General features: G+C 41.3%; 11 protein-coding genes and 1 pseudogene. 9 read left to right on the top strand and 3 right to left on the bottom strand.

Annotated elements, in window-relative coordinates:
* Nucleotides 1–20: 20 nt before the first annotated feature.
* Nucleotides 21–1577 carry an AAA family ATPase gene (locus tag AACW06_RS01825; RefSeq protein ID WP_192073749.1) on the bottom strand — a complete coding sequence of 519 codons (1557 nt, stop codon included), beginning with the start codon at nucleotides 1575–1577 and terminating at the stop codon, nucleotides 21–23.
* 415 nt (nucleotides 1578–1992) lie between these two features.
* Here AACW06_RS01825 and AACW06_RS01830 point away from each other — a divergent pair.
* Nucleotides 1993–2667, top strand: a pseudogene (locus AACW06_RS01830) (thymidylate synthase); the annotation flags it as partial.
* A gap of 73 nt (nucleotides 2668–2740) precedes the next feature.
* Here the strand turns inward: AACW06_RS01830 and AACW06_RS01835 are convergent.
* A complete protein-coding gene (locus tag AACW06_RS01835; protein ID WP_192073773.1) occupies nucleotides 2741–3889 on the bottom strand; it encodes a Na/Pi symporter in 1149 nt (382 codons plus the stop codon).
* A 387-nt stretch (nucleotides 3890–4276) separates the two neighbouring features.
* On the opposite strand from AACW06_RS01835, the gene nhaR reads away from it, so the two are divergent.
* Nucleotides 4277–5167 carry a transcriptional activator NhaR gene (nhaR, locus tag AACW06_RS01840; protein WP_192073750.1) on the top strand — a complete coding sequence of 297 codons (891 nt, stop codon included), beginning with the start codon at nucleotides 4277–4279 and terminating at the stop codon, nucleotides 5165–5167.
* 272 nt (nucleotides 5168–5439) lie between these two features.
* The gene (locus AACW06_RS01845) at nucleotides 5440–5733 is read left to right on the top strand and encodes an ArsR/SmtB family transcription factor (RefSeq protein WP_192073751.1); all 294 of its coding nucleotides are present in this window, start codon (nucleotides 5440–5442) and stop codon (nucleotides 5731–5733) included.
* A gap of 163 nt (nucleotides 5734–5896) precedes the next feature.
* On the opposite strand, the gene rpsT is transcribed toward AACW06_RS01845, so the two are convergent.
* The gene (gene rpsT / locus AACW06_RS01850) at nucleotides 5897–6157 is read right to left on the bottom strand and encodes a 30S ribosomal protein S20 (RefSeq protein WP_053311233.1); all 261 of its coding nucleotides are present in this window, start codon (nucleotides 6155–6157) and stop codon (nucleotides 5897–5899) included.
* Nucleotides 6158–6414: 257 nt separating this feature from the next.
* Here rpsT and murJ point away from each other — a divergent pair, with 257 nt between their 5' ends.
* The 6 genes from murJ (at nucleotide 6415) to ispH (ending at nucleotide 14161) form a co-directional block, all read left to right on the top strand.
* Nucleotides 6415–7977, top strand: coding sequence for a murein biosynthesis integral membrane protein MurJ (gene murJ / locus AACW06_RS01855; RefSeq protein WP_192073752.1), 1563 nt, complete (start codon nucleotides 6415–6417; stop codon nucleotides 7975–7977).
* Between the two features lie 71 nt (nucleotides 7978–8048).
* Nucleotides 8049–8984 (top strand): bifunctional riboflavin kinase/FAD synthetase, encoded by a 936-nt coding sequence (gene ribF, locus AACW06_RS01860; RefSeq protein ID WP_176246533.1) that lies wholly within the window; start codon nucleotides 8049–8051, stop codon nucleotides 8982–8984.
* Nucleotides 8985–9046: 62 nt separating this feature from the next.
* The gene (gene ileS, locus AACW06_RS01865; protein ID WP_192073753.1) at nucleotides 9047–11887 is read left to right on the top strand and encodes an isoleucine--tRNA ligase; all 2841 of its coding nucleotides are present in this window, start codon (nucleotides 9047–9049) and stop codon (nucleotides 11885–11887) included.
* A 17-nt stretch (nucleotides 11888–11904) separates the two neighbouring features.
* Nucleotides 11905–12411, top strand: a complete 507-nt coding sequence (lspA, locus tag AACW06_RS01870; protein ID WP_192073754.1) for a signal peptidase II — start codon at nucleotides 11905–11907, stop codon at nucleotides 12409–12411.
* Between the two features lie 167 nt (nucleotides 12412–12578).
* Complete coding sequence (gene fkpB, locus AACW06_RS01875) at nucleotides 12579–13010, top strand: FKBP-type peptidyl-prolyl cis-trans isomerase (RefSeq protein WP_192073755.1); 432 nt, start codon at nucleotides 12579–12581, stop codon at nucleotides 13008–13010.
* A 188-nt stretch (nucleotides 13011–13198) separates the two neighbouring features.
* Complete coding sequence (gene ispH, locus AACW06_RS01880) at nucleotides 13199–14161, top strand: 4-hydroxy-3-methylbut-2-enyl diphosphate reductase (RefSeq protein WP_192073756.1); 963 nt, start codon at nucleotides 13199–13201, stop codon at nucleotides 14159–14161.
* The last annotated feature ends 54 nt before the right edge of the window (nucleotides 14162–14215 follow it).

A 14215-nucleotide genomic window follows, 5' to 3' on the forward strand; every position in this document is an offset into this window, starting at 1 on the left:
TTTGACAGGGATTTTTATTATTAAAGGCAAGAGTTATATATATTTGTAAATTGCTCTACAAAAGATTTTCTATCTTCAGGTATCGATTCTAAATAGTGTTTGTAGATGTTATTAGCTCCTCTTCCCCAAGCTCCAGATTCTACTTGCTCTAAATACCATTGTTTTGCGGTTTCTCTATTTGCTTTTATTTCCTCAACATCGAAGTTTCTAAAGCAGACTTGATGTGAGTAATGATTTTTTTTCTGTTTCCAAAATGGATGTGCATCTGGTAATGAGTCAAGAAAATCTGCAAGTAAGCTCTCTGGGTTTAACTCTCCAGGTAAGCATATATAATTTTTAAGTGTAGCTGGACCTTTTGGTAGCTTGCCTCTGACATCCCCATCCAAGATTACAATAGAGTTAGGGTGTTGAAAACTAGGTACTTTTTTTCTTCCTAGCTCTAGGTAATTATTACAGCCCATTGTTAATGGTTCGTATTTTAAGCTTAACTTATTTCCTTGCAATAATGCTTTTGTAAATTGAATGCACTCTTTATCTTCAGTATAAACAGATATTTGTTTGACTATTTCAGTTCGACCTATACTAACATTTAAATTGTGTAGAATATCCTCGAAGCTAGGTGCTTCGTTTACTAAAATTAGGTTGTCCTGCTTTGTTAAATATACGGTATTGAACTGTTGACTTCTACCACGTGAATTTTTCAGTTCGGAAAGCTTTTCAAGCATTTGAAGTGAATGAGTAGTTGCTATTATTTGTATGTTATCTTTACTACTAATACTAGCTAGTAGCTCTAACAGTTGCACTTGTGAGCCAGGATAGAGGGTCGCATCAATCTCATCGATAGCTAGAATCCCTCCTTTGTAATCGTCAGGATGCTTTGCTTTTAGTCGTTTAAATGACAAAATCGCTAGAAGAATCTTACCTAGATTATCTTGCCCTGCTGAATTCGAAAGCCAGTCATAGTGCTCAGTTGATACACCTAGAGTATTTTTGGAAGGTCCTTCTAAATAGTCAATAGCTTGTACGTTATCTCTGGTTAAGAGAATTTTCTTGTAGTGTTTGGTAAACCAACGTTGTTCCGCATCAGTTAGTTTTATATCCTTTTCTTGGACTTTCCCTGCCTCAGCAATAGGGATGAGGCGCTTCAAGCTGAGATATAGTACTGGGAGCTGAATATAGCCACTTCCTGCTTCTCGTTTACCCTTTTGCCAAAATCGAATGGAATCAGCTGTTCGAGGTATGCTTTCAACAGTGAATCCACCATCCTCGCCAATATCTTCGTGTAAATTATGATCATAAAAATAAAGAGTCCACTCATGGTTTCCCGCCAAGTCCCTTTTAGGCGACAAACTAAATTTATCGGCAAAAGATGAACGGTAACTTCCACCTACCAAAGGCTTTTCGTGTGAAAAAGGATGATCTTTGCTTGGGATTGTAAAGGTTTGACTAAGAATCCCTAGCAAAGTACTCTTTTGTGTACCATTTTGACCAGCAATGAGCGTTACATATTTCCCTAGAGAAAATTTGACATCTGTAAAACCACGAAACTTTTCGATATGAGCTTTATCAATAATCATGAGAACCACGTAAATTACAAATTTTGAGGGGCGAAGCTAATACGGTATTGCCCAATATAAAGCGATTCTAACGGAAATAGAGCGCATTTTCATAGATATTAACTTTACATTTCAATCTATTAAAGTTTTTTGCCACTTGTGGTGATCGGATAATCCCGAAATGACTGATCGGAATGCTCCGAAATATGCATATCAAACTTTAATGTTCAACAACACATGCTTCTTATTAAACTTTACACTGATACGGTTCTGTTTCCGACATAAGTTCGTAAAACCTGAATCGAATTTTAAGATCTATGGATGTTTGCCTTACCAAAAAATCCCTGGGTAACTGTGCAATATTTTAAATGCACACCTATAAAAGTGCTTATTCACTCACTCAATCAGTCGTATTGTGCATTTTTTGTGTGGTATAAAACTGCTTGGTTATATTCGTGGCTATGATAATGCGGAAGACTTTCGTAAGTTGGGTACCAAAACTTGGGATGCAAATGCAAACCTTAACGAAGCATGGTTGAACAACCCATACCGCAAAGGGCAAGACGATATGGGGCGAGTATACGGAGTTCAAGGTCGAGCATGGGCAAAGCCTGATGGCGGGCATGTGGATCAACTGCGCAAAATTGTTGATGACTTAACTCGAGGTGTTGATGATCGGGGCGAAATTCTCAATTTTTATAACCCTGGTGAGTTTCATATGGGGTGTTTGCGTCCTTGCATGTATAGCCACCATTTTTCGCTTCTAGGCGATACTCTGTATCTCAACAGTACTCAACGCTCTTGTGATGTTCCGTTAGGTTTGAATTTTAATATGGTGCAGGTCTACGTTTTTCTTGCGATTATGGCGCAAATTACGGGGAAAAAGGCGGGAGTGGCATATCACAAAATAGTGAATGCTCACATTTACGGAGATCAACTAGAGTTAATGCGTGATGTTCAGTTGAAGCGTGAACCACTTGCTCCTGCTCAGTTTCATATCAACCCTAAAATTACTTCATTGCAAGACTTAGAAACGTGGGTGACATTGGATGATTTCTGGGTGGAAGGTTACCAATGCCATGAAGCGATACAATATCCGTTCTCTGTGTAATCATTTCAGCCAATAAAAAAATCCCCGCAACGGATGGTGTTGCGGGGATTTTTTATTTCACTAAATTTTTCGTTTAAGCGGTCAGTGCCAGTATTGATCCAGGCATAACGATGAATACCGAAATTAAGTAACCCGCCACAACTGCTTTATTCTTAGTTGCCATCTCCGCGATTTTTTCAGCGCCTTTCATCGGCAGTTCACGTAAGAATGGAATGCCGTAAATCACTACGGTGGCCAGAATATTAAAGGTTAAGTGTACCAGTGCAATTTGTAAGGCAAACACGGCGAACTCACCGGATACCGCAGTAGCCGCGAGTAGCGCTGTAATACAAGTACCAATATTTGCACCTAACGTAAATGGGTATACATCACGAACTTTTAGTACACCAGTTCCGACTAAAGGTACCATTAGGCTTGTTGTTGTGGATGAAGATTGCACTAATACGGTTACAATTGAACCTGAAAGAATACCGTGTAGTGGTCCACGGCCGATCGCATTCTTTAGCAGTTCTTTAGCTCGACCGACCATTAAGCTTTTCATTAGTTTACCCATGGCAGTGATAGCAACAAAGATCGTTGCGATACCAAGTACAATAAGTGCGATACCACCGATTGTGTCACCAAACACAGATAGCTGAGATTGTAAGCCGTTGACGACTGGTTTTGTTATTGGCTTGATGAAGTCAAGGCCTTTCATGCTCATATCACCAGTTGCCAGTAACGGTGAAACTAACCAGTGTGAAATTTTCTCTAAAATACCAAACATCATTTCTAACGGTAGGAAAATGAGTACGGCTAATAGGTTAAAAAAGTCATGAATGGTTGCGCTAGCAAAAGCACGTTTGAATTCTTGTTGGCAGCGAACATGGCCAAGGCTAACAAGCGTGTTAGTCACTGTCGTACCAATGTTTGCACCCATGACCATTGGAATGGCTGTCTCGACAGGCAAGCCACCAGCCACAAGACCGACAATTATAGAGGTTACTGTGCTTGAAGATTGAATCAGCGCTGTTGCAACTAAGCCTATCATCAACCCCGCGATTGGATGCGAAGCAAATTCAAACAGAACCTTTGCTTGATCTCCTGTCGCCCATTTGAAGCCACTACCCACCATTGCTACGGCAAGTAACAGTAAGTAAAGCATGAATGCCAAGTTCGTCCAACGCAACCAACGAGTGGTACTCGAAATCGGTGCGGCAGTAGTAGTCGCTTGGTTAATCATCATTTTCTCCATTGACCTATTTATTACATCATGCGGTCTGTTGTTGAATCTGAAAGCGATAGTAGAGCGGAAATATTTCATTAATATGACAGAAATATTGATATTGATTATTTTAATACTTATAGCGGCGGCAGCCAGTATTCTGATGATGTTTTATCACGCTAACCAATTGAAAATATGTATTTATTTAAAGTTGTGAACGTGTGTGATTAACATCATAAATAATAATTTTTTTCAGTATATTGATTGCGTTATCGTCATCTTAAAATTGAAATTGATCGGTTATACCATGACTAACCGTGTTTACATTTCGGTTTTTTCGAGTTTATTGATCATCAATGCTGAGTTTGATATAAACGCTGCATTAATCGTATCGAGTACCTAGTCATGTCTCACCTCAATTACAATCATCTTTACTATTTTTGGATGGTATGCAAACAAGGCTCAGTAACTAAAGCAGCAGAGGCTTTGTTCCTTACACCTCAAACGGTAACCGGGCAAATAAAAGCATTTGAAGAGCGTATGGATGGCAAGCTTACTAAGCGTAATGGAAGAAGCATTGAACCAACCGAGTTAGGCCAGTTGGTGTTTAAGTATGCAGATCGGATGTTTGGCTTGAGCTATGAAATGCTCGATATTGTAAATTATAGCCAACGTTCTAATTTGTTGTTTGATGTTGGCGTTGCAGATGCGTTATCTAAACGTTTAGTGAGTAAGATATTACTGACGACAGTACCGAAGGATAATAGTATCCACTTACGCTGTTTTGAGTCGACTCATGAAATGTTACTAGAGCAACTTTCACAACATAAGTTGGATATGATCCTCTCCGATTGTCCGGTCAATTCAAGCCAAAGTCCTGGGCTGTTTAGTAAAAAGCTGGGAGAAAGCTCCATGAGTTTTTTCTGTTCTGGTCATTTAGGTGATGCCTCTTTTCCAGCAATTTTGGAGCAAAGAAAGCTATTGATCCCCGGTAGTCGAACCGCAATGGGGCGCAATGTTCTACAGTGGTTTGATCGCCAAGGCTTGCAGCCGAATATTCTTGGTGAATTTGATGATGTCGCGCTAATGAAAGCTTTTGCTCGCTATCACCATGACGTTATTTTCCTCGCACCTTCACTGTATGTGAGTGAAGTTGGTGATGATCTTCCGTTGCAATTAATTGGTCAAATTGATGATTTGAAAGAAGAGTACTACGTTATTTTTGCCGAAAGGATGATACAACATCCAGCGGTGAAAAATGTTTGTGACGCAGATTTTAGTAAATTGTTTGTATGACCGTTTTATTACTGATGATAAATAGATTACTATCACACCATCCACCAAAACTATTAGTTATCGCTTGCCAAGCAATACCAAACTAAACAGGTTAGACGCCTCTATTGCTTTTATGAAAGTTAATTGAATGATCGCAGTCGTAAGCGGAATAAAAACTAATACTATATAGTGAGTCAAAGACTCACCTATGTAACTAATAGCCTGCTAGGTTTGGAAATATGCAAACTTGTGATGTGTTTGATATAAGAAGTTGTTCTAGGGGGGGCTTACTTATGAACCTACAAGAAATAGAAAAAAATTCCGCCAAAGCCGTTGTGCTATTAAAAGCCATGGCTAATGAAAGACGCTTACAGATTCTGTGTCTATTACATAATCAAGAATTATCTGTTGGTGAATTGTGTGGCAAATTAGAGCTGAGTCAATCAGCACTTTCTCAACATTTAGCGTGGCTCCGAAGAGATGGTCTTGTTGATACGAGAAAAGAAGCACAGACAGTCTACTACACACTGAGTAGTGACGAGGTTAAAGCAATGATTGAGCTATTACACGGTTTATATTGTAACTAACTATTAAATAAATAATGACAGAATCCGATACGATGCATTGATGTTGTTCGGATTTTTTTTACATTCACTTTAGAGTAAATACTTTATTTTAAGTAGTGTGTTTTGAACAGATATAAAAAAACCGGCGTTAGCCGGTTTTTATTCGCTTGGAATCAAGTCTAAATTATAGAGCTTTGATTGCTGCTGCGAAACGAGACTTATGACGTGCAGCTTTGTTCTTGTGAACAAGGCCTTTAGTCGCCATACGGTCTAGGATTGGTGTAACTGCAGCAAATGCAGCAGTTGCAGCTTCTTTATCGCCAGCTGCGATAGCTGCGATGGTTTTCTTCATGTAAGTGCGCATCATAGAACGACGACTAGCATTGTGCTGACGACGTTTCTCAGCTTGGATAGCGCGCTTCTTAGCAGATTTACTATTTGCCAAGGGTCTAACTCCCAAAAACTTAGTTCGGTGACAATTTAAGGGCCGGGAATATCCCGTATTTGCTCTCAATTGTCAAATGATTTGTGCAAAAACCGTTCTAGGCCAAACAAATTTTGGTATAGGAAGGTCATCGCGGTTAAGATGCGTGGATTCTAACAGTATTTTTTTTCCAATGCTAATACTTATCTGCTCTCTCGCTGACATTCCTTATGTCTGGTGAAGGATAATGATGTTTTGGTGTGTTTTCCGAGGTAACAGTGAGCAAACGCCTACTTAAATCTGGCATGATTGTCAGTGCTATGACGTTGATTTCTCGTGTGTTGGGCCTAGTTCGTGATGTGGTTGTCGCGAACTTAATGGGGGCTGGTGCGAGTGCCGATGTATTTTTCTTTGCTAATAAAATTCCTAATTTTTTACGTCGATTGTTTGCTGAGGGCGCATTCTCGCAAGCTTTTGTTCCGGTATTAACGGAGTATCATGCCTCTGGTGATATCAATAAGACCCGCGAATTGATTGCTAAAGCATCAGGAACGCTAGGAGTTATCATCACTCTAGTAACCTTAGTGGGCATCCTATGTTCTGGCGCAGTGACGGCATTGTTTGGCGCGGGGTGGTTTTTAGATTGGCTAAATGATGGACCTGATGCTCATAAATTTGAGTTAGCTAGCCTGTTGCTCAAAATTACTTTCCCATATTTGTGGTTTATTACCTTTGTTGCCTTGTCTGGGGCGATCCTTAATACGCTAGGTAAATTTGCGGTTTCGTCTTTTACACCTGTTTTTTTGAACGTGATGATCATCGGCTCTGCTTGGTTTATTTCACCGCAATTGCAGCAGCCTGAAATCGGGTTGGCGATCGGTGTTTTTCTTGGTGGCCTAGTGCAGTTTCTATTCCAAATTCCATTTTTGGTTAAAGCGGGTTTATTTGTGCGACCAAAATGGGGATGGAATGAACCAGGTGTCGTCAAAATTCGCACCTTAATGCTGCCTGCGCTGTTTGGTGTGTCGGTCAGCCAAATCAACTTATTGCTTGATACTTTCATTGCCAGTTTTTTACAGACTGGCTCAATTAGTTGGCTTTACTATTCTGACCGCTTACTTGAGTTCCCGTTAGGTCTTTTCGGTATTGCTATTGCAACAGTGATTTTGCCTGCGTTGTCGCGTAAGCATGTTGATTCACACCGTGAAGGCTTTTCTCAAACGATGGATTGGGGGGTGCGCATGGTCTGTTTACTTGGTATCCCTGCCATGCTTGGATTGATCGTACTGGCGAAGCCAATGCTGATGGTGCTGTTTATGCGGGGCGAATTCTCGCCAAATGATGTCAATCAAACGGCGCTATCGCTGTATGCATTTGGTTTGGGTTTGATTAGTTTCATGTTGATCAAAGTACTCGCGCCCGGCTATTACTCGCGTCAAGACACGAAAACACCAGTGCGGTATGGCATTATCGCTATGGTGTCGAACATGGTATTTAATGCGATGTTAGCATGGCATTTTAGCTATGTTGGCTTAGCGTTAGCGACTTCGCTCTCTGCTTTTATCAATATGGCACTGCTATACCGAGGATTGCACCAGCAGGGTGTTTACCAAGTGACGATGAAAACGATCAGTTTTATTATCCGTTTAGTGATAGCTGGTGCTGCAATGGTGGCGGTAATTATTTGGCAACTTGATGAAATGAGCCAATGGTTAGAGTGGGATTTAACCCAACGAACTATGACATTAATGATGTTAATTATTATAGGCGCCATGAGTTACTTGGTTAGTTTATTCGTACTTGGCATACGGCCAAAAGATTTAAAAGCGGCGACAGATTAACGATGATTAGTATATAATCCGTCGGTTTCGCACCTTGTTAATCGAGAATTATAGGTTTTAAGCATTTTCCAATGGAATTGATCCGCGGCATTCATAATATTAAATCACAGCATAATGGTTGTGTATTAACCATCGGCAACTTTGATGGTGTTCATTTAGGGCATCAGCAAGTGTTGAACCAAGTATCTGAAAAAGCTCAGCTATTAGGTTTTCCTTCAGTGGTAATGACGTTTGAACCTCAACCGTTGGAATTATTTGCTAAGCAAAATGCACCCGCTCGGTTAACACGACTACGTGACAAGTTTGTACAATTGGGTAAATTGTCTATTGATCGCTTATTGTGTGTGAATTTTAACCATCATTTTGCTAACTTGGATGCAGAAGTCTTTATTCGCGACTTGTTGGTTGCTCAGTTGGGTGTTAAGTTTCTGGTGGTTGGTGACGATTTTTGCTTTGGTAAAAACCGTCAGGGAAATTTTGCGATGCTGCAACAAGCCGGACTTAAATTTGGCTTTGAAGTTGTCAGTACCCAAAGTTTTTGTTTACAGCAATTTCGTGTGAGCAGTACCGCTATCCGAGATGCTCTAGCAGGTGATGATCTTAAATCGGCCGCTCAAATGCTAGGTCGAGATTATAGTATCAGCGGTCGTGTTTCTCATGGCCGAAAGTTGGGAAGAACCATTGGTTTTCCCACAGCGAATATTCCATTAAAACGTTGCGTTTCACCAGTCTCTGGTGTTTATGTCGTTAAGGCTTTTGGTCTTGGTGAACAGCCAATTGGCGGTGTCGCTAATATTGGTCAAAGGCCGACAGTCAATGGGGTTCGTCAGCAACTTGAAGTGCACTTATTTGACTTTCATGCCAATTTATATGGTAAACAGTTAGAAGTGGCACTTTTACATAAGCTTCGAGATGAAAAGAAATTTGAATCGTTCGAAGCGTTAAAGCAACAAATTGAATTGGATGCTGATGCTGCAAGGGTGTGGTTGCATCAGCTAAAGAATTAATCGGATTATTCCACCGATTAAATAATGTCTAACTTCGCCCAATATAACGGAATTAAGAATCGATGAGTGATTATAAAGATACCCTGAACTTACCTGAAACAGGGTTTCCAATGCGTGGCAATCTGGCAAATCGTGAACCAGAAATGCTTGAGCGTTGGTACAAAGAAGATCTTTACGGTGAAATTCGTAAAGCTAAGAAAGGTAAAAAATCTTTCGTACTGCACGACGGCCCTCCTTATGCGAATGGCGATATTCACATTGGTCACGCACTAAATAAGATTCTTAAAGACATTATTATTAAATCAAAAACCCTTTCTGGTTTTGATGCGCCATATGTTCCTGGCTGGGACTGTCATGGTCTGCCGATTGAATTAATGGTCGAAAAGAAGAAAGGTAAACCGGGTCAGAAAATTTCTGCTTCTGAATTTCGGGACGAATGTCGTAAGTATGCGGCTGGCCAAGTTGAAGGTCAGAAAGAAAGCTTCAAGCGCCTAGGAATCATGGGTGAGTGGGACAAACCATACCGCACCATGGATTTCGGCACAGAAGCGAATATTATCCGCGCATTAGGTAAAATTGCCGACAACGGGCACTTATTCAAAGGTTTCAAACCTGTTCACTGGTGTACAGACTGTGGTTCGGCATTGGCTGAAGCGGAAGTTGAATACAAAGATAAAGTATCGCCTTCTATCGATGTGAAATTTACTGCCGCTGATGAATCCGCTTTGCTAGAAAAATTCACGTTAGCAAATGATCATGTTGGTCAGGGTGATATTTCTATTGTTATTTGGACGACAACGCCTTGGACACTGCCAGCGAACCGCGCTGTCTGTCTACGTGATGATCTCGAATACGTATTGATCCAAGTTGAAGCAAAAGGTGAACAGCAGCAACAGCGTCTTATCGTTGCTTCCGAACTCGCGAAAAGTGTAATGGACCGTGTTGGTATTGAGCATTTCCATAACCTTGGGTTTGCCAAAGGTGCAGATCTTGAACTTATTCAGTTCAATCACCCATTTTATAACTTTACAGTTCCTGCGATCCTTGGTGATCACGTCACTACCGATTCAGGTACCGGTGTGGTTCACACAGCACCAGGTCACGGTCAAGAAGACTTTATTATTGGTAAACAGTATAACCTTGAAGTAGCAAACCCTGTTGGTTCTAATGGTGTTTATTTGCCAGACACTGAGCTATTTGCAGGTCAACATGTATTCAAAGCCAACGAGTCTGTTTTAGAGGTTTTAAAAGAGAAAGGGGCGTTGTTGCATCATCACGCTTATGAGCACAGCTACCCACATTGTTGGAGACACAAAACGCCAATCATCTTCCGTGCAACACCGCAATGGTTCATCTCAATGGATCAAGCTGGCTTGCGTGCAAAAGCACTTGAGTCAATCAAAGGTGTTCAATGGATGCCAGAATGGGGTCAAAGCCGCATTGAAGGTATGATTGAAGGTCGCCCTGAATGGTGTATTTCTCGCCAACGTACTTGGGGCGTACCTATCGCTCTGTTTGTACATAAAGAAACCGCAGAGCTACATCCAGATAGCCCAGAGCTTATCGAAAAAGTAGCGAAGTTGGTAGAAGAGAAAGGTATTCAAGCATGGTGGGATCTTGATGCCGCTGATCTTATGGGCGCAGAAGATGCAGCCAAATATGAAAAAGTGCTAGATACCTTAGACGTATGGTTTGACTCTGGTGTGACTCACTATTCGGTGGTCGATTCTCGCGAAGAGTTCAACGGTCATTCTGTTGATTTGTACCTCGAAGGCTCTGACCAACACCGTGGTTGGTTCCAATCGTCGTTAATTTCATCGATTGCGATGAAAGATGAAGCGCCATACAAGCAAGTGTTAACTCATGGTTTTGTGGTTGATGGCAACGGCCGTAAGATGTCGAAATCTATTGGTAACGTGGTTTCACCAAAAGATGTGACTAATAAATTGGGCGCTGATATTTTGCGTCTATGGGTTGCTTCTACTGATTACACCGGTGAAGTTGCGGTTTCTGATGAAATCCTAAAACGCTCTGCGGATGCCTATCGTCGTATCCGTAACACAGCACGTTTCTTCCTAGCGAACTTGAACGGTTTCAACCCAGAAACAGATTTGGTTCCAGCAGAAGAAATGGTAGCGCTCGATCGCTGGGCTGTTGGTCGTGCATTTGCAGCTCAACAAGAAATCGTAAAAGCCTACGAAGAATATAATACGCATGGTGTGACTCAGCGCTTAATGCATTTCTGCTCTATCGAAATGGGTTCATTCTACCTTGATGTCATTAAAGATCGTCAGTACACAGCGAAATTGGGTGGTCATGCTCAACGTAGTTGCCAAACGGCGCTTTACTACATTGTAGAAGCTTTAGTTCGTTGGATGGCCCCAATCATGTCATTTACCGCTGATGAAATCTGGAATGAAATGCCTGGCGCACGTGATAAGTTTGTATTCACGGGTGAATGGTATCAAGGTCTGTTTGATCTTGCTGAAGGTGAAGAGTTGAATAATGAATTTTGGGCTGAAATCCAAAACATTCGTGGTGCAGTAAACAAATTACTTGAAGATGCTCGTAAAGAGAAAATCATCGGTGGTGCACTGCAAGCGGAAGTGACACTTTATGCTGACGACGTACTGGCGGCGAAAATCAACAAATTGGAAGATGAGCTGCGCTTTGTGCTGCTGACTTCAAAAGCTGAAGTTAAGCCTGTTAGTGAAAAAACAACAGCGGCTCATGCGGCTGATATCGAAGGTTTGTTTGTTCAAGTCAACGCTACTGAAGCTGAAAAGTGTGATCGTTGTTGGCACCACACTCCAGATGTTGGCACTATTGCTGGTCATGAAACTATTTGTGGTCGCTGCGTGTCGAACCTTGATGGTGAAGGCGAAGTACGTAAGTTCGCTTAATAATATCGGGATTCAATATGACTGAGCAGACGCTTACATTAAAACAATCGGGCGTGCGCTGGCTATGGCTAGCGCTGCTGGTGTTTACCGTTGACGTTGGCGTTAAATTGCTGGTGATGGAAAACATGGGTTACGGTTGGGAGAGTCGCATTGAGGTTCTACCATTCTTTAACCTTCTGTATGTGCATAATTATGGTGCTGCATTTAGTTTTTTAAGTGACCAAGCTGGTTGGCAACGTTGGTTATTCTCAGGTATTGCCTTTGTAGTCACTGCTTTACTTACGTACTGGATGAGTAAACTACCGGCGCGAGAAAAGTGGAATAACATCGCATATGCGATGATTATTGGCGGTGCAGTCGGTAATGTCTTTGACCGAGTGGTGCATGGTTTTGTTGTTGATTATCTTGATTTTTTCTGGGGTAATCATCACTGGCCAGCATTTAATATAGCAGACAGTACTATCTGCATTGGTGCTGCGATGATCATCTTGGATGGTTTTCGTAAAAAAGACGATGCAAAGTAAGTATCGACAGAAAATTGAATAACCCTAAGCGCTATCTATTGATTCAGGTGGCGCTTTTTGTTTACTCTTCGTATCTAAAATAATATCGGTATGGAATGAGCGTATCTTAGTGTATTCGATACTTGATTATGGCGCTGATTTCTTCCATCAATAATAAGAGACGTAACGTGACGACGATAAAGCAAGATAGTGCGGTGACCCTACATTTCACCATTAAATTAAAAGATGGCTCTGTCGCTGATAGTACTCATAACATGGGGAAACCAGCTAAATTAGTGATTGGTGATGGCAGTTTGAGTGAAAACTTTGAACATTGCTTATTTAACCTTAGTGCTGGCGAATCAAAGTCAATTGAGCTTAGTGCTGAAGATGCATTTGGTCTGCCAAATCCAGACAATATTCACTACATGGATCGCGCTAAATTTGTTGGTGATGCCGAAGTAGAAGTAGGCACTATCATGGCATTCAGCGGCCGCGATGGGATGGAAATTCCCGGTATTATTACGGCCATTGTGGGTGATTCTGTGACGGTTGATTTTAACCACCCACTGGCTGGGCAAGATGTCATTTTTGATGTTGAAATCTTGTCTGTAGAATAATTATACCAATCGTAGTAAATAACGGGTCATTTTAGTTTGTTAAAACACTCGATAACGGCGTTAGAATTTTTGATGGTAGAATTACTATTTATCGAAAAATCCTGCCTTGTTATCAAGCATTTTTCCTACGCTATTTCTGAACACTTACTTACTGTTATTAGTATTCGTTACCAGTGATAACCCATTCAATGAGCAATGAAATGAAAATATTGTTAGCAAACCCTCGTGGTTTTTGTGCCGGTGTTGATCGTGCAATCAGCATTGTTGAGCGAGCACTTGAGTTATATCAACCACCTATTTATGTTAGACATGAAGTGGTTCACAACCGTTTTGTTGTTGAGGGGCTAAAGCAACGTGGTGCGATTTTTGTTGAAGATTTACACGAAGTACCCGATGACAATATCGTCATTTTTTCGGCTCATGGTGTGTCACAAGCGGTGAGAAAGGAAGCTCAAGAGCGCGCTTTAACTGTGTTTGATGCAACTTGCCCTCTGGTTACTAAAGTGCATATGGAAGTGGCTCGTGCTAGTCGCAGAAGTATGGAAGTGGTACTGATTGGTCACGCTGGACACCCTGAAGTTGAAGGTACCATGGGGCAATACGCTAGCCAAGAAGGTGGCATGTATTTGGTGGAAACCCCACAAGATGTCGATGCACTTAAGGCGCTAGTAAAAGACCCAAGCCATTTGCACTATGTTAGCCAAACAACTTTGTCTGTTGATGAAACGGCCGATGTCATTGATAAGCTGCGTGAAGTCTTTCCTGATATACAAGGTCCTCGTAAAGATGATATTTGTTACGCAACGCAAAATCGTCAAGACGCAGTACGTCATCTTGCTCAAGAGGTGGATATAGTCGTAGTGGTTGGATCGAAAAATTCATCTAACTCCACTCGTTTGAAAGAGCTGGCGGAAAAACTTGGGACACCAGGTTATTTGACTGATTGCCCTGAAGACATTGACCCTAAATGGTTTGATGGAAAGCAAAAGGTTGGCGTAACAGCCGGAGCCTCTGCACCTGAAGAGTTAGTCGACCAAATTCTGCAAAGAATTAAAAATCTTGGTGCAAAGAGTGTTGAAGAGGTTCTAGGACGTGAAGAAAATATGTTTTTTGAAGTACCGAAAGAGCTGCAAATTAAACAAATTGAATAAAACCAGCGATTAATTTTTGTCTTGATTGAGAAAAGGGGTTCCAGCAACGGAACC

The sequence above is a fragment of the Vibrio sp. S12_S33 genome (assembly GCF_963889785.1).
GTDB lineage: Bacteria > Pseudomonadota > Gammaproteobacteria > Enterobacterales > Vibrionaceae > Vibrio > Vibrio aestuarianus.

Bases quoted from the DNA above. Each gene is read 5' to 3' on its own strand.
- ileS (WP_192073753.1), top strand. From the start codon at position 9,047: ATGAGTGATTATAAAGATACCCTGAACTTACCTGAAACAGGGTTTCCA.
- AACW06_RS01845 (WP_192073751.1), top strand. From the start codon at position 5,440: ATGAACCTACAAGAAATAGAAAAAAATTCCGCCAAAGCCGTTGTGCTA.
- lspA (WP_192073754.1), top strand. From the start codon at position 11,905: ATGACTGAGCAGACGCTTACATTAAAACAATCGGGCGTGCGCTGGCTA.
- nhaR (WP_192073750.1), top strand. From the start codon at position 4,277: ATGTCTCACCTCAATTACAATCATCTTTACTATTTTTGGATGGTATGC.
- ribF (WP_176246533.1), top strand. From the start codon at position 8,049: ATGGAATTGATCCGCGGCATTCATAATATTAAATCACAGCATAATGGT.
- AACW06_RS01825 (WP_192073749.1), bottom strand. From the start codon at position 1,577: ATGATTATTGATAAAGCTCATATCGAAAAGTTTCGTGGTTTTACAGAT.
- AACW06_RS01835 (WP_192073773.1), bottom strand. From the start codon at position 3,889: ATGATTAACCAAGCGACTACTACTGCCGCACCGATTTCGAGTACCACT.
- ispH (WP_192073756.1), top strand. From the start codon at position 13,199: ATGAGCAATGAAATGAAAATATTGTTAGCAAACCCTCGTGGTTTTTGT.